The sequence below is a fragment of the Variovorax sp. N23 genome (assembly GCF_025486315.1).
Taxonomy (GTDB): domain Bacteria; phylum Pseudomonadota; class Gammaproteobacteria; order Burkholderiales; family Burkholderiaceae_C; genus Variovorax.
This window is the reverse complement of the sequence record NZ_JAOOPY010000003.1, coordinates 338,089-356,287: the sequence shown is the minus strand read 5'-3', so window position 1 is coordinate 356,287 and position 18,199 is coordinate 338,089. Positions and strand designations below refer to the sequence as shown.

The 18,199-nt window shown below is 69.4% G+C and carries 17 protein-coding genes; 8 read left to right on the top strand and 9 right to left on the bottom strand.

What is annotated here, in order from left to right:
• Positions 1–84: 84 nt before the first annotated feature.
• Genes N8A90_RS06875 through N8A90_RS06850 form a run of 6 tightly spaced genes read right to left on the bottom strand, consistent with a single transcriptional unit; the run spans position 85 to position 5,684 of the window.
• Entirely contained in the window at positions 85–954 is an 870-nt protein-coding gene (locus N8A90_RS06875; RefSeq protein WP_262073925.1) for an alpha/beta fold hydrolase, read from the bottom strand.
• Entirely contained in the window at positions 951–2,015 is a 1,065-nt protein-coding gene (locus N8A90_RS06870; RefSeq protein WP_262073924.1) for a branched-chain amino acid ABC transporter permease, read from the bottom strand. The genes N8A90_RS06875 and N8A90_RS06870 overlap by 4 nt, the downstream gene beginning before the upstream one ends.
• Positions 2,016–2,025: 10 nt before the next feature.
• A complete protein-coding gene (locus N8A90_RS06865) occupies positions 2,026–3,009 on the bottom strand; it encodes a branched-chain amino acid ABC transporter permease (RefSeq protein WP_262073923.1) in 984 nt (327 codons plus the stop codon).
• Entirely contained in the window at positions 3,006–3,731 is a 726-nt protein-coding gene (locus N8A90_RS06860; RefSeq protein ID WP_262073922.1) for an ABC transporter ATP-binding protein, read from the bottom strand. Before N8A90_RS06860 ends, N8A90_RS06865 begins: the two co-directional genes overlap by 4 nt.
• Positions 3,728–4,492: an ABC transporter ATP-binding protein gene (locus N8A90_RS06855; RefSeq protein ID WP_262073921.1), complete on the bottom strand. Its 765-nt coding sequence runs from the start codon at positions 4,490–4,492 to the stop codon at positions 3,728–3,730. The genes N8A90_RS06860 and N8A90_RS06855 overlap by 4 nt, the downstream gene beginning before the upstream one ends.
• Positions 4,493–4,499: 7 nt before the next feature.
• Complete coding sequence (locus N8A90_RS06850) at positions 4,500–5,684, bottom strand: substrate-binding domain-containing protein (RefSeq protein ID WP_410087643.1); 1,185 nt, start codon at positions 5,682–5,684, stop codon at positions 4,500–4,502.
• Between the two features lie 361 nt (positions 5,685–6,045).
• Between N8A90_RS06850 and N8A90_RS06845 the strand changes: the two genes are divergently transcribed.
• The gene (locus N8A90_RS06845; protein ID WP_262073919.1) at positions 6,046–6,630 is read left to right on the top strand and encodes a YSC84-related protein; all 585 of its coding nucleotides are present in this window, start codon (positions 6,046–6,048) and stop codon (positions 6,628–6,630) included.
• Positions 6,631–6,687: 57 nt separating this feature from the next.
• Here N8A90_RS06845 and N8A90_RS06840 read toward each other — a convergent pair whose 3' ends face one another.
• Genes N8A90_RS06840 through N8A90_RS06830 form a run of 3 tightly spaced genes read right to left on the bottom strand, consistent with a single transcriptional unit; the run spans position 6,688 to position 8,824 of the window.
• Positions 6,688–8,244 carry a sigma-54 interaction domain-containing protein gene (locus tag N8A90_RS06840; RefSeq protein ID WP_316044007.1) on the bottom strand — a complete coding sequence of 519 codons (1,557 nt, stop codon included), beginning with the start codon at positions 8,242–8,244 and terminating at the stop codon, positions 6,688–6,690.
• Positions 8,241–8,624, bottom strand: a complete 384-nt coding sequence (locus tag N8A90_RS06835) for a type II toxin-antitoxin system VapC family toxin (RefSeq protein ID WP_262073918.1) — start codon at positions 8,622–8,624, stop codon at positions 8,241–8,243. The genes N8A90_RS06840 and N8A90_RS06835 overlap by 4 nt, the downstream gene beginning before the upstream one ends.
• Entirely contained in the window at positions 8,621–8,824 is a 204-nt protein-coding gene (locus tag N8A90_RS06830; protein WP_262073917.1) for a type II toxin-antitoxin system VapB family antitoxin, read from the bottom strand. Before N8A90_RS06830 ends, N8A90_RS06835 begins: the two co-directional genes overlap by 4 nt.
• Positions 8,825–8,992: 168 nt before the next feature.
• Here N8A90_RS06830 and N8A90_RS06825 point away from each other — a divergent pair, with 168 nt between their 5' ends.
• From N8A90_RS06825 to N8A90_RS06795, 7 genes are read left to right on the top strand one after another with little or no spacing between them, the layout of a single operon-like run.
• Positions 8,993–9,676, top strand: coding sequence for a TetR/AcrR family transcriptional regulator (locus N8A90_RS06825; RefSeq protein WP_316044006.1), 684 nt, complete (start codon positions 8,993–8,995; stop codon positions 9,674–9,676).
• Positions 9,673–11,181, top strand: a complete 1,509-nt coding sequence (locus N8A90_RS06820) for an efflux transporter outer membrane subunit (protein ID WP_262073915.1) — start codon at positions 9,673–9,675, stop codon at positions 11,179–11,181. Before N8A90_RS06825 ends, N8A90_RS06820 begins: the two co-directional genes overlap by 4 nt.
• Positions 11,178–12,323 carry an efflux RND transporter periplasmic adaptor subunit gene (locus N8A90_RS06815; RefSeq protein ID WP_262073914.1) on the top strand — a complete coding sequence of 382 codons (1,146 nt, stop codon included), beginning with the start codon at positions 11,178–11,180 and terminating at the stop codon, positions 12,321–12,323. Before N8A90_RS06820 ends, N8A90_RS06815 begins: the two co-directional genes overlap by 4 nt.
• The gene (locus N8A90_RS06810) at positions 12,320–15,382 is read left to right on the top strand and encodes an efflux RND transporter permease subunit (protein ID WP_262073913.1); all 3,063 of its coding nucleotides are present in this window, start codon (positions 12,320–12,322) and stop codon (positions 15,380–15,382) included. The genes N8A90_RS06815 and N8A90_RS06810 overlap by 4 nt, the downstream gene beginning before the upstream one ends.
• Complete coding sequence (locus N8A90_RS06805) at positions 15,379–16,113, top strand: hypothetical protein (RefSeq protein WP_262073912.1); 735 nt, start codon at positions 15,379–15,381, stop codon at positions 16,111–16,113. The genes N8A90_RS06810 and N8A90_RS06805 overlap by 4 nt, the downstream gene beginning before the upstream one ends.
• Positions 16,114–16,123: 10 nt before the next feature.
• Positions 16,124–16,810, top strand: coding sequence for a response regulator (locus N8A90_RS06800; protein WP_262073911.1), 687 nt, complete (start codon positions 16,124–16,126; stop codon positions 16,808–16,810).
• Positions 16,791–18,035, top strand: a complete 1,245-nt coding sequence (locus N8A90_RS06795) for a sensor histidine kinase (protein ID WP_262073910.1) — start codon at positions 16,791–16,793, stop codon at positions 18,033–18,035. The genes N8A90_RS06800 and N8A90_RS06795 overlap by 20 nt, the downstream gene beginning before the upstream one ends.
• Positions 18,036–18,199 lie beyond the last annotated feature (164 nt).

Sequence of the window (18,199 nt, the reverse complement as noted above, 5' to 3'; positions counted from 1 at the left end):
CTCCGCCGCGCGCTGCAAACCGATCCGCGTGCGGGGTGGCCCATCGCGCCTAGCGCGAATGGCCTATGCCGCGCCTTCAGCGCCTCAGACCGCCGCCCGCAGGAAAGCCTCGATCGGCACCAGATGCGCCGGCACGTTGAGCGCCGGGGCATGCCCGCACCCCGCCACCTCGATCACCTGCAGCCGACCGGCGGCGCCTGGGCCCCGCGACTGCATCCGGGCCACGGTCGGCGGCAGCACCAGGTCGGATTCGACGCCACGCAGGCACAGCACCGGCGCCTCGATCGCGTCCCAATGGCGCCAGATCAGGTAGTCGTTGTCATGCGCGGTGAACTGGCGAACCATGGCCGGGTCGTAGTGCGGCGTCACCCGGCCGTCGGGCAGGCGACGCGTGGACGTCTCGGTGAGCCGCCGCCATTGCGCGTCGCTGAGCCAGCCGTAGGGTTTGTAGACGGTGCGGAAGAAGGTCTCGAGTTCGGCGATCGTTGCGAAGGCCGGCGGGTTGCCCGCATAGGCCTTGATGCGCTCGATGGCCGGCGCCGCCAGTTCGGGCGCGTTGTCGTTGAGCACCAGGCTGGCGATGCGCGCCTTCATGCGCGGCACGAAAAGCCCCGACGCGCAGACCGTGCCGATGGCCCCGCCCATCGAGGTGCCGACCCAGTGCACGCGGCCCAGCTGCAGCGTGTCGCACAGCGCCTCGGCCAGCCGTGCGTAGAACGAGAGCTGGTACTCCTCGTCGGGCAGCGGGCTCCACTGGCTCAGACCGCGGCCGAGGGTGTCGGGGCAGATGACGCGGAAGCCCTGGCCGGCCAGGTGATCAGCGAGTTCATCCATGTCACGACCGGTGCGCGCCAGGCCGTGCCAGGCGATGACGGCGGCGCCCTCCTTCGGCCCCCAGTCCATCCAGTGGATTTCGCGGCCCAGCAGTTGCGCGTAGTGGGAAGTGGGATTCATCGCGTGGCCCTCGCCCGGAGTTTGCCGACGATGCCCGTCGGGAAGTAGTAAACGGAAAGAACGAACAGCACGCCCAGCCACAGCAGCCAGCGGTCGGGCGACAGCAGTGCCGCGAGCCAGGGCAGACCGCTGGCCGCCTCGCTGCCGAGCTTGAGCAGGTCCTGCAGATAGCTCTGCGCGATGACGAAGAGCACCGCGCCCAGCGCCGCGCCGTAGATGGTGCCCATGCCACCGATCACCACGATCAGCAGCACATCCACCATGATCTCGAAGCTCAGCGAGGTGTCCGGCCCGTTGTAGCGCAGCCAGATCGCGAGCATCGCGCCGGCCAGCGTCGCGAACAGGGCCGACAGCACGGCCGCCGTCGTGCGGTAGACCACCACGCGGTAGCCGATGGCCTCGGCACGGAACTCGTTCTCGCGGATGGCCTGCAGCACGCGGCCGAAGGGCGAGTTCACGATGCGCAGCAGCGCGAGCACCAGCACGACCGCCGCCACGAACAGCAGGTAGTAGCAGAGCAGCCGCCCGTCGAGCGAGACGCCCAGGAAAGGCTCGTCGGCGAACTCGAAGCTCGGCGAGATCAGTTCGGGCAGCTTGAAGGTCAGGCCGTCTTCGCCGCCGGTGAAGTCCGACAGCTGCGAGGCCAGCGTCTGGAAGGCAGCGGCCACGGCCAGCGTGATCATCGCGAAGAAGATCGCGCGCACCCGCAGCGAGAACAGCCCGATGGCCAGCGCGAGCACGAGCGACACGATCAGGGAAGCGCCCAAGCCGATGAAGAGCGCGCCCCAGCCCGCGCCGAGCCGGCTCGCCGAGATCGCGATGCCGTAGGCGCCGATGCCGAAGAACATGGTGTGCGCGAAGCTCACGATGCCGGTGTAGCCCAGCAGCAGGTCGAAGCTCGCGACCAGCACGATGAAGACCAGGATCTTGGCCGCCACGCTGAGCGCCTTGACGCCCGGAAAGACGAAGGGCGCGAAGGCCAGGCCGAGCAGCACGGCCAGCAGCAGCACCGCGAGCACGCGGCTGCGCGGCATGTCGTTGGAGAGAAGACGTTTCAGCATCGCTTCGCCCTCACCGGCTGCTCGCCACCGGGTACACGCCCTGTGGCCGCCACAGCAAGACGGCCACCATCAGGAAGATGCTCGCGAACTGCGTGAGCGTCGGCACCAGGAAGCCGATGTAGTTGGTCATCAACCCGACCAGCAGCGCGCCGATGAGCGCGCCGCCCGTCGACCCCAACCCGCCGATGATGATCACGATGAAGATCAGCACGTTGACCTGCGCACCCATCTGCGGGATCAGGTTCTGCTGGAACAGCCCCCACATCACGCCGCCCAGGCCGGCCAGCGCGCTGCCGACGACGAACACGCCGACGAACAGCCGGCCGATGCGGTAGCCGAGCGACTCGACCATCTCGCGGTCCTGCACGCCGGCGCGGATCAACAGGCCGATCTTGGTGCGGCCCAGCGTCCAGGCCAGCAGGCCGAACACGACGAGCCCGACGGCCACAGCCAACAGGCGGTACTTGCTGATCGCCGCATCGGCCACGAAGACCGAGCCGCGCAAGGCTTCGGGCAGCGGCAGCGGGATCTGCGCCGGCCCCCAGATGACCTTGATCAGCTCCTCGCCGATGATCATCCCACCCATCGTGATGAGGATCTGCTTCAAGTGCTGGCCGTACACCGGCCGCACGATGAAGCGCTCGAAGGCCAGGCCGACCGCGCCGGCCACGAGCATCGCGACCCCCATCGCCGGGAACACCGCCACCAGGTTGCGCCACAGCTCGCCCGAACCGGTCCAGTCGCCCATCAGCCCGAGCACGCTGCTCGCGACGAAGGCGCCCAGCGCGATGAACACGCCGTGGCCGAAGTTCAGCACGTCCATCAGGCCGAAGATCAGCGTGAGGCCCGAGGCGATGATGAAGATGATCATGCCCATCGCCAGGCCGGCGACCGTGAGCGTGAGCCAGGTGGAGAGCGAGCCGGTGAGCGGCAGCGCGATGAGCGCGAGCACGGGCACCAGCGCGAGCGGCATCCAGTCGAAGTCGGTTTTCATAAGGCCAACCCAAGCAGCGATTGCTGCAGTTGTTCGTCCGCCGAGAACGCAGCCATGGAGCCGCTGTGCACCACGCGGCCGTTGTCCATCACGGCCACGGTATCGCCCAGGCGCTGCGCGAAATGGATGTTCTGCTCGACCAGCAGGATGGTCACGCCGCTCGCCTTGAGCTGGGCGAACGCATCGATCATGTTGTTGATCATCACGGGCGCCAGGCCCTTGCTGGGCTCGTCGATGATGAGCAGTTCGCGCGGCTCGACGATGGCGCGCGAGACGGCCAGCATCTGCTTCTGCCCGCCCGACAGCTTGCCGGCCGGGTGGTTCCAGAACTTCTCGACCGCGGGGAAGAGCTGGAAGATCCACTGCAGCCGCGTGTCGTCGATGCCATCGGCGTTCTTCGCGCTGCGCGCGGCCAGCAGCATGTTCTCCTTGACGGTCAGGTCCGAGAAGATGCCCATGGTCTCGGGCACATAGGCGATGCCGAGCGCGGCGATGTCTGGCGTGCGCAGCGCCGTGATGTCCTGGCCGGCAAAGCGCACGCTGCCCTGCGACGCGTGCCACAGGCCCATGATGGTCCGCAGCGTGGTCGTCTTGCCGGCACCGTTGCGACCCAGCAGCATGGTGAGCTGGCCCTTCGGCACCACGAGGTCGACGCCATGGAGGATGTGGTACGCGCCGATGTGCGTCTGCACGCCTTCGAGTGTCAAGAGTGCTTCGCTCATGCGGCCTCCTTTGCCACGCCGAGGTAGGCTTCCTGCACGATCGGCGACGCGATGACTTCGGCCGGTTCGCCGTCGGCCACCAGCGCGCCGTTGTGCAGCACGATGATGCGGTCGGCCAGTTCGCGCACCACGTCCATCTTGTGCTCGACCAGCAGGATGGTCTTGGTCTTGTCCTGCTTCAGTTGGCGGATCAGGTCGAGGATCACCGGCGCCTCGGCCGCGTTCATGCCGGCAGTCGGCTCGTCGAACATGAAGACCTGCGGCTCCAGCGCCATCAGCAGCGCCACTTCGAGCTTGCGCTGGTCGCCGTGCGGCAGGCTCGCGACGGTGGCGTGTTCCTTGGCCTTCAGGTTGATCTGCGCGAGCAGTTCGTCGGCCCGCGCGGTCAGCGCCGCGTGGTCGCTCCAGATGCTCCACAGGTTGAGGCCGCGCCGGTGTGCGCCGTCGCGCGTGGCCTGCACCGCGAGGCGCACGTTCTCCAGCACCGTGAGGTTCGGGAACAGGTTGGTGAGCTGGAACGCGCGGCCCAGGCCGGCGTGCGTGCGCGCCGAGGCCGAGAGCGACGACAGGTCGCGCCCGTTGAGCGACACCGTGCCCTCGCTCGCCCGGAGCTGCCCCGAGATCAGGTTGAAGTAGGTCGTCTTGCCCGCTCCGTTCGGCCCAACGATGGCCGTCAACGTGCCCGGCGCGAAAGCGCACGAGACAGCGTTGACGGCCACGTGGCCGCCGAAGCGGATGGTGAGTCCGCGGGTTTCCAGCATCGGGCGATCAGCGCTTGTTTTTGATGGGAATGTTCATCTCTTCCGGCTTGATCTCGTGCACCAGCTCCGGCACGCCCCACGCGAAGGCCGGGTCCACCTTGATCTTGAAGTGGTACATCGACTGCATCGCCTGATGGTCTTCCTTGCGGAAGGTCATGGTGCCCTTGGGCGTGTCGAACCTCATGCCTTCCATGGCCGTGATGAGCTTGTTGGTGCCGGTGTCGCCGCCCGTCTTCTTCAGCGCCGTGACCACCGCCATCGCGGCCGAGAAGCCGCCCGCGGTGAAGAAGTCCGGCGGTGTCTTGAACTGCTTGTAGTGCGCCGACACCAGCGCCTCGTTCACCGGGTTCTTCGGGATGCCGAAGTAGTAGTAGGTGGCGCCTTCCATGCCCGGCAGGCTCTTGTAGGCGGCCATGGCCGGCAGGATGTTGCCGCCGGTCGCGATCTCGATGCCGTAGCGCTTGAGGTCGAGGTCGACGATCTTGAAGGGGTTGCCCGCGCCGGCCCAGACGATCCAGATGATCTTGCGGCCCGGCTGGTCCTTGAGCTTGTCGATCAGGCGCTGCGCACCGGCGGTGAAGTCGGTGGTGGCCGGCGGCAGGTATTCCTCGTGGGCCAGCTTGGCCTTCTTCAGCGCCGCGCCGAAGGCCTTCACGCCGTCGCGGCCGAAGGCGTTGTCCTGCGCCAGCGTGGCGACCGTAACGCCCGGCTTGTCGATGGCCACCGCGTTGCTGATGGCGTCCTGCGACGAATTGCGGCCGGTGCGGAAGATGTACTTGTTCCACTTTTCGCCGGTGATCGAATCGGCCACGGCCGGCTCGACGATCAGCACCTTCTTGTATTCCTCGGCGACCGGCAGCATGGCCAGCGCCACACCCGAGGCGGTCGGGCCGACGGCCAGCGCGGCCTTGTCGTCGGAATACGCGGCGGCCAGCAGCGACTTGCCGAGGTCGGGCTTGCCCTGGTCGTCCTTCTCGATGACCACGAGCTTCTTGCCATTGACCTCCATCGTGCCGCCGGTGGCGTATTCGAGGCCCATCATCAGGCCGGTCTGCGTCTGCTTGCCGTAGGCCTCGAGCGCCCCGGTCTTGCTGTAGACGTGGGCAATGCGGATTTCGTTGGACTGCGCGTGGGCGGGTGCGGCGGCGCAGGCGGCCAGCGCTGCGAGCGCTACGAGGTGGCGACGTTGGATCATGCAGGTCTCCTGGTTTGGTATGCCTGAATATTGCACAGTCCATGCCAAGGACAGGGCCGTTGATTTCAAAGGGATTTCCCTCGAAGCATCCACGAACCGCACGGCAGCCAGACACACGTATCGCCTGACTTTCAGACAGTTGTCTGTTTTTTAATCAGGGTTTTCCAGGGCGTAGGACATCGGGCCAGCGGCGCCCATCTGCTTGACCCGACATCGCGTAGGCCGCCGCCGTCTCTGCGATTTCCCTGTCTTTTGCAGACGTAGCATGGGTCTCCGTCCAGCCTGGAAGACGATGCAGAGCATGCATCGCTCGACCTGGACCGGAACCCGATTTCATCCAAAGAAGAGGACACAGACCATGACCACATCCAAGCTCCGCACTCTCGCCACCGTCACCGCCGTCGCTGCGGCCGGCGTGCTGTTCGCAGGCTGCACCACCACCCGCCCCGGCGACAGCGGCACGTCCTCGTCGTCGCGCACCTCCATCGACGCCCAGGTCGACGCTTCCCTGTCGAAGCTCTACCAAGCCGTGCCCGGCTCGCGTGAAATGGTCGGCAAGGCCGCCGGCGTGCTGGTGTTCCCGTCGGTGGTCGGTGCCAGCCTCGGCGTCGGTGCCGAATACGGCCGCGGCGCGCTGCGCACCGGCGGCCGCACCCAGGCTTACTACAGCACCACGGCAGGCTCGATCGGCTTCCAGGCCGGTGCCCAGTCCAAGGCCGTGATCTACGTGTTCAACACGCAGGAATCGCTGGCCAAGTTCCGTGCCAGCAAGGGCTGGACGGCCGGTGCCGACGCCACCGTGGCCGTGGCGAACATCGGTGCCAACGGTGCCGTCGACACCAACACCGTGCGCCAGCCGGTGGTCGGCTTCGTGCTGACCAACGTGGGCCTGGAGGCCGGCGTGTCGGTGTCGGGCGCGAAGATCACCGAGATCAGCCTGTAATCTCCCGGCCCCCCCCCCGAAAAACGGCCTCGCTTCTGCGAGGCCGTTTTTTTTGCGTCATTCGCTTGTGAGATTCATCCGGTCGTACAAGGTCGCCCGCGAGATGCCGAGCAGCCGCGCGGTCGCCAGCTTGTTGCCGCCGGTGCTGGCCAGGGCCGCGGCGATGGCGCGGCGCTCCAGTTCGGCGATCTGTTCGGCCATGGGCCGCAGCAGCCGCGCCTGGTCGGCATCGTCGACCGACGGCAGCGGCTCGGGCGCGGCGATCTGCTCCAGGCCGGTCTCGGCCAGCACACGCGTCACCTCGGCGGCGTCGATGCGCGTCGAGTCGCTGCGCATCGCCAGCTGCTCGAGCACGTTGCGCAGCTCGCGCGTGTTGCCGCGCCAGTGCTGGGCCGCGAGCAGCGCCAGCGCGTCGGGGGTCAGCTCGGGCGGCGCCTCGCCGCTGCGCTGGGCCATGTCCTCGCCCAGCGCCTCGATCAGCGCCGGGATGTCGCTGCGCCGTTCGCGCAGCGGCGGCACACGCAGGGGCAGCACGTTGAGGCGGTAGTACAGGTCTTCGCGAAAGCGCCCGTCGCGCACCAGCGCCGGCAGGTCGCGCGAGGTGGCGGCGATCACGCGGGCATCGAAGGGCACCACCTTGTTCGAGCCCAGCGGCTCGATCTCGCCTTCCTGCAGGGCGCGCAGCAGCTTGGCCTGTAGGGCGAGCGGCATGTCGCCGATCTCGTCGAGGAACAGCGTGCCGCCGTCGGCCAGCTTGAACTTGCCTTCGCGCCCCTTGCGGTCGGCGCCGGTGAAGGCGCCCGGCGCGAAGCCGAAGAACTCGGCCTCGAGCAGCGTGTCGGGCACGGCCGCGATGTTCAGGCTCACGAAGGGGCCGTCGGCGCGCGCCGATGCTGCATGGATGGCATGCGCCAGCAGCTCCTTGCCGGTGCCGGTCTCGCCCAGCAGCAGCACCGGGCTGGACGACTGCGCCGCGCGCCGCGCATGGCGCTTTACGTCGACGGCGGCCGGGCTGCTGCCGATGAAGCTCGCGAAGGTGTGCTTGGCGCGGCGCTGGCCGTCCGCGCCGGCCTGCTTCCACAGCGGGTGGTTGCGTTGCGTCGCCAGTTCGCGGCGCGCATCGTCGAGGTCGCGCTGCAGCATCGCGAACTTGCTGATGAGCGGCTGCAACGTCGTTTCCGGGTGGTCGAACAGCACGATGCCGATGGCGCCGATCACTTCGCCCAGCACCGGGTCGCCCTCCGCCCCCGCCACCTCCGCATGCAGCGGGATGCGGCTGACGACGAAGGTGCCCGCCTTGTTCGTGAGCAGGTCGATGAGGATCGGCTTGCCGCTTTCCAGCACCTCGCGCATCTGCGTGTTGTGGATCACCTCTTCCACCCGCCGCCCGACGAATTCGTCGACCGACGCGAAGCCCAGCGCCGGCAGGAAGCGCTTGTAGCCCTCGTTCACCCACACGATGCGGCCGCTGCGGTCGACCAGGAACATGCCCTGGCTGATGGAGGAGAACAGATGGAACATCGAGCGCGCCGCGAGCGCGAGGATGCCCTGGGCGTCGAGGGGGAGCGTGGGGGCCGTTGCAGTTTCTCCTGCCGCCTTCGGTCTTCCCGTCATGGCGCGACGCTCGGTCGGTGGGCCACACCGAAGCGATCGGCCAGTCCGGTCAGGCGCCTGTCGAGCGTCCATAGCACCACGTCCTTGGTCAGCAAGGTCGATGCGAGGAGCGTGACGTCGACCAGCCCGCAACCCAGGCCGAACAACTGCTCTCGCTCCACGAAGGCGATCACCTCCCGAACGCTGGCCTGCTGCGTCGGCTCGAGCCGCCCGAGGTCGGCCAAGGTTCGGGATCGCGACGGCGGTGTGCCGCACGCGAGCTCGCCAAGGACCATCGGGTGCACCATCACCCGATCCAGACCGAGCAGGTCGCTCAATGCTTCGTTGCGGTGTCGAAAGTGGTCCACCCAGACGGAGGTGTCGACCAGCACACGCCTCACCGCTGCACACCCTCTCGGCGCCGGGGCACATCGGCCATCTCCGGCATCGTCCCGCCCAAGGCGGCGAGGCGTTTGGCCGACTGCACCCGCACGAAGGTCTTGATGGCTTCCCGGAACAGGTCACCCTTGTCCATGCCCGGCTCGGCGACCTCCAGGGCTTCCTCGTACAGGACATCGTCGATGGTCACGGTCGTTCGCATGGCGGCTCCTTCATCAAATGTGATGCGATTTTGAATCAATTCAGGCATCCAGACAATCGACGCACCCTTTTCGCCGCCTGGGCTTAGTTCAATCAATCGTTTGATCTGTGCTCTAATCCGGCCGCAATGAAGGCCTCGTCCAAACCGCCCACCCGGCCCACCCCACCCTTGGCGCCCCCCGGCGAACGCGCCTCGCGCAGCGATGGCGCCGAGTCCCGCGAGCGCATCCTCTACGCCGCGCTGCGCCTCTTTGCCGAGCACGGTTTCGCCAAGACCTCGACCCGCGAGATCGCCAAGGCGGCCGGCGTGAACATCGCCGCCATCAGCTACTACTTCGGCGACAAGGCCGGCCTCTACAGCGCCACCTTCAACGAGCCGATGGGCGGGTCGGCGGGTGACCTGGTCCAGCTGTTCGGCGCGCCGGGGCTGGACACCGCCGAGGCGCTGCGCCTCTACATGGTGGCTTACGTCGAGCCACTCAAGCATGGCGAGATCGTGCGCCAGTGCATGCGCCTGCACATGCGCGAAATGGTCGAGCCGACCAGCCAGTGGACCGAAGAGGTCGAACGCGACATCCGCGGGCCGCACGAAGCGCTGGTGCGCATCCTGGTGCGTCACCTCGGCATCACGAAAGCCGACGACGATGTGCACCGCCTGGCGCTGGCGATCAACGGGCTGGCGTTGCAGCTGTTCGTGATGCAGGACCTGGTCGAGGTGCTGCGGCCCGCCTTGTTGCGCTCCGCCGACAGCATCGACCGGTGGGCCGACCGGCTGCACCTGTACGCGATGGCGATGCTCGATGCCGAGACGGCACGGCGCGCCCCCCCACCCTCCCGGAAGAAAGCCCCATGAAGCCTCTGCGCATGAACCGCCGTGCACGCCTGGCGCTGCTGTGCCTGCCGCTGGCGCTGGCCGCCTGCGGCGTGACGCGGCCGCCCGCGAGCGCGAGCGCGCCGATCCCCGCGCAGTGGAACGCGCCGATGCCCACCGCCCTGGCCCACGCCGGCTCGCTGCCCGCCCTGGCCGACTGGTGGCGGCAGCTCGACGACCCGTTGCTGGTGCGCCTGATCGAAGCCGCCCAGATGGTCAGCCCGACGGTGGCGAGCGCCTCGGCCCGCATCGTCGAAGCGCGCGGCACGCGGGTGCAGGCCGGCGCGGCGCTGTTGCCGACGCTCGACGGCACGCTCTCGGCGCAGCGCAGCAACTCGCCGTTCAGCAGCACCGGCAGTTCGACCGGCACCAGTGATTCGCTGCCGGGCGTCACGACCTTGCAGGCCGGCCTGCAGACGAGCTGGGAGATCGACCTGTTCGGCAACCGCCGCGCCACCCGCGACGCAGCCGATGCGCGGCTGCAGAGCGCCGGTGCCAAGTGGCACGACGCCCGGGTGTCGGTGGCGGCCGAGACGGCGAATCAGTATTTCGCCGAGCGCGCGTGTCAACGGCAACTCGCCGTGGCCGAATCAGACACGCGTTCGCGCAGCGAGACGGCCCGCCTCACCGACCTGTCGGCCAGGGCCGGCTTCACCGCGCCCGCCGACGCGGCACTGGCCCGCGCGAGCGCGGCCGACGCATCGGCACGCCTGACCCAGCAGGCCGCGCAGTGCGCGGTGCTGCGCAAGGGGCTGGTCGCGCTGACCGGCATCGATGCCCAGGCACTGGACCGTCAGCTGGCAACGGTGCCGGCCGACCGCGCGCTGCCCGCCGTTGCCTCCGTCGCGAGCGTGCCGGCCCAGATGCTCACGCAGCGTCCCGATGTGTTCGCCGCCGAGCTGGGCGTGGCCGCGGCCAGCGCCGAAATCGGCGCCGCCGAGGCCGACCGCTACCCGCGGCTGACGCTGCAGGGCTCGGTCGCCGCGCTGCAGTTGCGCAGCGGCGGCGTCAGCCAGAACCTGCAGACCTGGACCATCGGGCCACTGGCGCTCTCGCTGCCGATCTTCGATGGCGGCACCCGCGCGGCCAACGCCGAGAGCGCCAAGGCCCGCTACGACGAGGCCGTGTCGCAGTACCGCGGCAGCGTGCGCACGGCGGTGCGCGAGGTCGAGGAGGCGCTGGTCAACCTGCAGGCCACCGACGCCCGCACCAGCGACGCCGACACCGCGGTGCGGAACTACCAGGCGTCCTTCGACGCCACGCAGGCGCGCTACCAGAGCGGCCTGGCCAGCCTGTTCGAGCTGGAAGACGCCCGCCGCACGCTCTTCGCCGCGCAGACATCACGCGTCGCATTGCAGCGCGAACGTGCCGAAGCCTGGGTGGCGCTCTACCGCGCCACCGGCGGCGGCTGGGCGCGTCCCGGCACCGCCCTCGCCAGCGAAACCGCTCCCTCTTCCGCACAGACGACAACAGCGAAGACACCATGACCCGACGCCAGCGCACCCTCCTTCTCGCCCTCGTGGCCCTGATCGTCGTCGCCGTGCTGGCGTTCTGGCTGCTGCGCAAGCCCGCGCCGGCGCCAACGGCGGGCGCCACACCGGCCACCGCCAAGGGCGCCGCGCCCGCACGCCCCGCCCTCACCGTGTCCGTCGCCAAGCCCGAGCAGAGCGAGCTGAACGTCACGCTCGCCGCCAACGGCAATGTCGCCGCCTGGCAGGAAGCCATCGTCGGCTCCGAATCGAACGGCCTGCGGCTGGCCGAGGTGCGGGTGAACGTCGGCGACGTGGTGAAGAAGGGCCAGGTGCTGGCCGTGTTCTCGCCCGAGACCGTCAATGCCGACGTGGCGCAAGCGCGCGCCTCGCTGGCCGAAGCCAAGGCCACCGCCGCCGATGCCGCCGGCAACGCCGCCCGTGCCCGCACGCTGGCGCAGACCGGCGCGCTGAGCCAGCAGCAGATCAACCAGTACCAGACGACCGAGCAGACCGCCAAGGCGCGCGTCGAGGCGGCCGAGGCGGTGCTCGCCGCGCAGCAGGTGCGCGGGCGCAACACGCGGGTGCTGGCGCCGGACGACGGCGTGATCTCCGCGCGCACCGCCACGGTCGGCAGCGTGGTCGCGGCCGGCACCGAGCTGTTCAAGCTGATCCGCCAGGGCCGGCTCGAATGGCGCGCCGAGGTGACCTCGGCCGAACTGGGCCGCATCGCGGTCGGCACGCCGGCCACGGTGCAGAGTGCGAGCGGTGCGCAGGTGCAGGGCACCGTGCGCAGCATCGCGCCGACGGTCGATCCGCAGACGCGCAATGCGCTGGTGTACGTCGACATTCCCAACGTCCTGCAGAACACAGGCATCAAGGCCGGCATGTTCGCGAGCGGCGATTTCCAGCTCGGTCGAAGCAACGCCCTGACCGTGCCGCAGGCCGCCATCGTGCCGCGCGACGGCTTCAACCACCTGTTGCTGCTGCAGCCCGACAACCGCGTGTCGCAGCTGAAGGTCCAGACCGGCCGCCGCGTCGGCGAGCGCGTCGAGATCCTCACGAAGCTGCCCGCCGATGCGCAGGTGGTGGTGCAAGGCGCCGGCTTCCTCAACGACGGCGACCTGGTGCGGGTGAGTGCTGCGGAAGGCAAGCCATGAACGTTTCCGCCTGGTCGATCCGCAACCCGATCCCTGCGGTGATGCTGTTCGTGCTGCTCACCTTCGGGGGGCTGCTGTCCTTCAACGCGATGAAGGTGCAGAACTTTCCAGACATCGACCTGCCGACCGTCACCGTGTCGGCGGCGCTGCCGGGCGCGGCGCCGTCGCAGCTGGAGACCGACGTCGCGCGCAAGCTCGAAAACTCCATCGCCACCATCCAGGGCCTGAAGCACATCACGACCAAGGTGCAGGACGGCGCGGCCACGCTGATCATCGAGTTCCGCCTCGAGAAGCCGGTGCAGGAAGCGGTCGACGACGTGCGCTCCGCCGTGCAGCGCGTGCGGGCCGACCTGCCGGCCGACGTGCGCGACCCGGTGGTCACCAAGCTCGACTTCGCGGCGCAGCCGGTGCTGGCCTTCACGATCTCGTCGAGCCGCATGGACGCGGAAGCGCTGAGCTGGTTCGTCGACAACGACGTGACCAAGAAGCTGCTGGCGCTGCCCGGCGTCGGCGCGGTCAACCGCGTGGGCGGCGTGACGCGCCAGGTGCATGTCGACATCGACCCCGCCAAGCTGCAGGCGCTGGGCGCCACCGCCGCCGACATCTCGCGCCAGCTGCGCCAGGTGCAGACCGAGAGCGCCGGTGGCCGCTTCGACCTGTCGGGCAGCGAACAGCCCGTGCGCACGCTGGCCACGGTGCAGTCGGCCGACGAACTGCGCAGCCTGCAGATCCCGCTGTCGGACGGGCGCCGCATCCGGCTCGACCAGGTGGCGCGCATCAGCGACACCATCGCCGAGCCGCGCGCCACCGCCCTGCTCGACGGCAAGACCGTGGTCGGCTTCGAGGTGGCCCGCAGTCGGGGCGAGAGCGAAGTGACCGTCGGCGCGCTGGTGCAGAAGGCGCTGGCCGAGCTGCGCGCGCAGCACCCGGACATCCAATTGACCGAGGCCTTCAACTTCGTCGACCCGGTGCAGGAGGAATACGACGGCTCGCTGCACCTGCTGTACGAAGGCGCGATCCTGGCCGTGATCGTGGTGTGGCTCTTCCTGCGCGACTGGCGCGCCACCTTCGTCTCGGCCGTGGCGCTGCCGATGTCGGTCATCCCGGCCTTCATCGGCATGCACCTGCTGGGCTTCTCGATCAACGTCATCTCGCTGCTCGCGCTGTCGCTGGTGGTCGGCATCCTGGTCGACGACGCGATCGTCGAGGTCGAGAACATCGTGCGCCACCTGCGCATGGGCAAGAGCCCGTACGACGCGGCCATGGAAGCGGCCGACGAGATCGGCCTGGCCGTGATCGCCACCACCTTCACGCTGATCGCGGTGTTCCTGCCGACCGCCTTCATGAGCGGCGTGGCGGGCAAGTTCTTCAAGCAGTTCGGCTGGACGGCCTCGCTGGCGGTGTTCGCGTCGCTGGTGGTCGCGCGGGTGCTCACGCCGATGATGGCGGCCTACCTGCTCAAGCCGATCGTCGGCGCCGAGAAGGAACCGGGCTGGCTGCGGATGTACATGCGCGCGGCCGAGTGGTGCATGAAGCACCGGCTCGCCACCATGGCCATGGCCACGCTCTTCTTCATCGGATCGATCGCGATGATCCCGCTGCTCAAGACCGGCTTCATCCCGGCCGACGACAACTCACAGACGCAGGTCTACCTCTCGCTCGCGCCCGGGGCGACGCTGGCGCAGACCTCGGCCACCGCCGAGGAGGTGCGCCGCCGCGTGATGGCGATCCGCCACGTGAAGAGCGTCTACACCACGGTGGCCGGCGGCAGCGCGGGCGGCGACCCGTTCGCGAGCTTCGGCACGCCCGAGACGCGCAAGGCGACGCTCACCATCAAGCTCGACCCGCGCGGCGACCGGCCGCGCAAGCAGGTGATCGAGAACGAGATCCGCGCCGCGCTCGAGTCGCTGCCGGGCGTGCGCAGCACGGTCGGCCTGGGCGGTTCGGGCGAGAAGTACATCCTGTCGCTCAGCGGCGAAGACCCAACCTTGCTGACCACCGCGGCGCGCGCCGTGGAGCGCGACCTGCGCACCATCCCCGGCCTGGGCAACATCACCTCGACCGCCAGCCTGATCCGCCCCGAGATCGCGGTGCGGCCGGACTTCGCGCGCGCCGCCGACCTGGGCGTGACCAGTTCCGCCATCGCCGAGACGTTGCGCGTCGCCACGCTGGGCGACTACGACCAGTCGCTGCCCAAGCTCAACCTCGCACAGCGGCAGGTGCCGATCGTGGTGAAGCTGGAAGACTCGGCGCGGCAGGATCTCGCCCTGCTCGAACGCCTGGCGGTGCCGAGCGCGCGGGGCCCGGTGATGCTGGGCCAGGTCGCCAGGCTCACGGTCGAGGGCGGCCCGGCCGTCATCGCCCGCTACGACCGTTCGCGCAACGTCAACTTCGAGATCGAACTCTCGGGCACGGGCCTGGGCGATGCGAAGACCGCCACCATGGCGCTGCCGTCGATCCAGAACCTGCCGCCCGGCGTGCGCGTCACCGAGGTCGGCGACGCCGAAGTGATGACCGAGCTCTTCAACAGCTTCGGCCTGGCGATGCTGACCGGCGTGCTGTGCATCTACATCGTGCTGGTGCTGCTGTTCAAGGACTTCCTGCACCCGGTGACGATCCTGTGCGCGCTGCCGCTGGCGCTGGGCGGCGCCTTCGTCGGCCTGCTGATCGGGCAGAAGGCGCTGTCGATGCCGTCGCTGATCGGGCTGATCATGCTGATGGGCATCGCGACCAAGAACTCGATCCTGCTGGTCGAATACGCCATCGTCGCGCGCCGCGACCACGGCATGAGCCGCTGGGACGCCCTGCGCGACGCCTGCCACAAGCGCGCGCGGCCGATCATCATGACCACCATCGCCATGGGCGCGGGCATGGCGCCGATCGCCTTCGGCTGGAGCGCGGCCGACTCGAGCTTCCGCTCGCCGATGGCGATGGCGGTGATCGGCGGGCTGATCACCTCGACGGTGCTGAGCCTGCTGGTGGTGCCGGCCGTGTTCACCTACATCGACGACATCGAGCAGTGGATCCGGCGCACCGTGCGGCGGCTGCGCGGCGCATGAGCCCGGCGCGCCTGCTCCTGGCCGGCGGCGCCATGTCGCTGGCGCTGGGCGTCGGCTTTGCGGACCACCTGCCGCGTGCGGCCGAACTGCTGCCGGCACTGAGCGAGGAGCCGTTGCAGCGCGCGGTGGTGGCGCCGGCTTTCGAGGCGCACGCCGGCGCCGTCGACTACCGCATCGCGCCGCTAGCCGACTACGAGATCACCGGCCTGGTCGTGAGCCGGCATGACGCCGACACCTGGTGGGACTGGATCCACCGCGCCAGCAACGACCACCTCAACGTGGTCGACCTGTGCATGATCTGGGGCGCCAACGCGGCCGACGGCGCCTACGAGAAGATGTCGTTCTCCAGCGGGCAATTCGTCTGCTACGTCAGCAGCCGCGACGACACCGCCTGGCAGCCGCAGTACATCCGCGCGCTGTCGAACAACCACCTGCTGACCGAGGACCCGCGCATCGCCCGGCAGCTGCGCCGGCTGCGCGTGGGTGACCAGGTCCGCATCGGCGGGCAGCTCGCCAGCTACAGCCATGACGCCGGCTTCGCCTTCACGCGCGGCACCTCGCTCACGCGCGAGGACACCGGCAACGGCGCCTGCGAAACGATCTTCGTGCGCGAGCTCGAACTGCTGCGCCGCGCCCCCGCCTGGCCGCTGTGGCTGCGCTGGCTGGGCGGCGCGCTGCTGGTGCTCGGGCTCGCCGCCTGGTGGGCTGCGCCGCATCGGCCGCGCAGCTAGGATCACGCACATGCGTCTGCTCCTTGTCGAAGATGAAGCCGAAATGGCGTCCTGGCTCATGCGGGCCTTCAAGCAGAGCGGCTTCGTCGCCGACCATGCGCCCGATGCCGCCACCGCCGAATCGCTGCTGGCGGCCGGCGACCACGACGTGGTCGTGCTCGACCTGCGCCTGCCCGACCGCCATGGCCTGGCCCTGCTGGCCGACCTGCGCGCCGCGGGCAACCGCACGCCGGTACTCGTGCTCACGGCCGAGGGCTCGGTGCAGGACCGCGTGCGCGGCCTGAACGCCGGTGCCGACGATTTCCTCGGCAAGCCCTTCGCCATCGAGGAGCTCGAGGCCCGGCTCGAAGCCCTGGTGCGGCGTGCGCGCGGCGCCACGCACGCGGCGCTGCAATGCGGCTCGCTGGTGCGCGCACAAGGCAGCCGCGCCTTCACACTGGCCGGCGAATTGCTGCAGCTGACCCCGCGCGAAACCGCCGCGCTGTCGGTGCTGCTGGCACGCAGCGGCTCGCCGGTGGAGAAGGCGCAACTGTCGGCCAAGGTCTTCCCGGCCGACAGCGACGCCGGGCCCGACGCCATCGAACTGGTGCTGCACCGCCTGCGCCGCAAGCTCGACGGTGGCGACGTGCGCATCGTCACCGTGCGGGGGCTCGGCTACATGCTGGAGAGCATCGGACATGACAAGCCCGCGGACTGAGCCGAGCCGCTTCGGCATCCGCGCACGGCTGCTCGCGCTGTTGCTGCCGTGCGTGCTCGGCCTGCTGGCGCTCGACAGCTGGAACGACTACCGCGAATTGCAGGACCTGGTCCAGGCCTCTTACGACCGCGCGATGTTCGACACCGCCGAGACGCGGCGCCTCGGCGCCACGCTGGCGCCCGACGGCACGCTCCAGCCCGACGCTGCCACCGCCGAAGCGCGGCGCCTGCTCGAAGCCGGCGCCGCGCAGCGCGAGCAGGCCGAGTCCGCGTCGCTGCGGCAGCATCTGCTGCGCGACGTACGGATGGTGCTGGTGGTCGTGCTGCTGGTGTGGCTGGGCGTGACCTGGTCGCTGCGGCCGCTCGAGCGGCTGCGGCGTTCCGTACGCAGCCGCCATGGGCAGATCCCGGAGCCGCTCGACGCTCGCGGCGTACCGCAAGAGGTCGCGCCGCTGGTCGATGCGGTCAACGAGAACGTCGCAGGCTACCGGCAGTTGCTCGATCGCCAATCGCAGTTCCTCGCCGATGCGTCGCACCAGCTGCGCACGCCGCTCGCCATCCTGATGACGCAGGCTGGCGTCGCGCTGCGCGAGACCGACACCGCACAGCTCCATGGCACGCTGCGCGCGATGGTGGCGCAGATCGCGCGCAGCCGGCGCCTGTGCGAGCAGTTGCTGTCGCTGGCGCATGCCACCGACGACGCCGCCGCGACCGATGCGCCGCCCCTGACGGACCTCAACGCCGTGACCAAGGAGGTGGCGCTGCAATACCTCACGCTGGCGCACGAGAAGGACCAGGACCTGGGCTGGGTCGATGCGCACGCCGTGCCGGTGCGTGCGGATGCCGCCGAGCTGCACGAGGTGCTTGCCAACCTCGTGCACAACGCGATCGTCCACACGCCCGCCGGCGGCCGCATCACGGTCCGGGCCGGAACGACCGGCGACATGGCCTGGGCCGAGGTGAGCGACGACGGCCCCGGCATCGCGCCGGCGCGGCGCACCGAGGTGTTCGAGCGCTTCCGCCAGGTCGGCGACCGCGCCGGCAACGGCACGCGCGGCGCCGGACTGGGGCTGGCCATCGCGCGCGCCTACGCCCGGCGCAACGGCGGCGACATCGTGCTCGCCGATGCCGAAGCGGCGCTCGAGGCCGCAGCCGCACCGTCACGCCGGCCGGGGCTGCGCGCCGTCGTGCAGCTGCCGTTGGCCGACCCTGGCAATCACCCTTAGAAGGCCGTAAGGACTAACACGTATTTTGCGAGCACGGTCGGCAAACGAAAGCCGATTGGAAGCATCGCTTTCTACGATTCGCCGCCCGAGCATCGCTGCGCCTGCCGCGCGGCGATGCTCGGGCCGAACCACCTGGAGACCCCTGCATGCCCCTCTACCGCCTC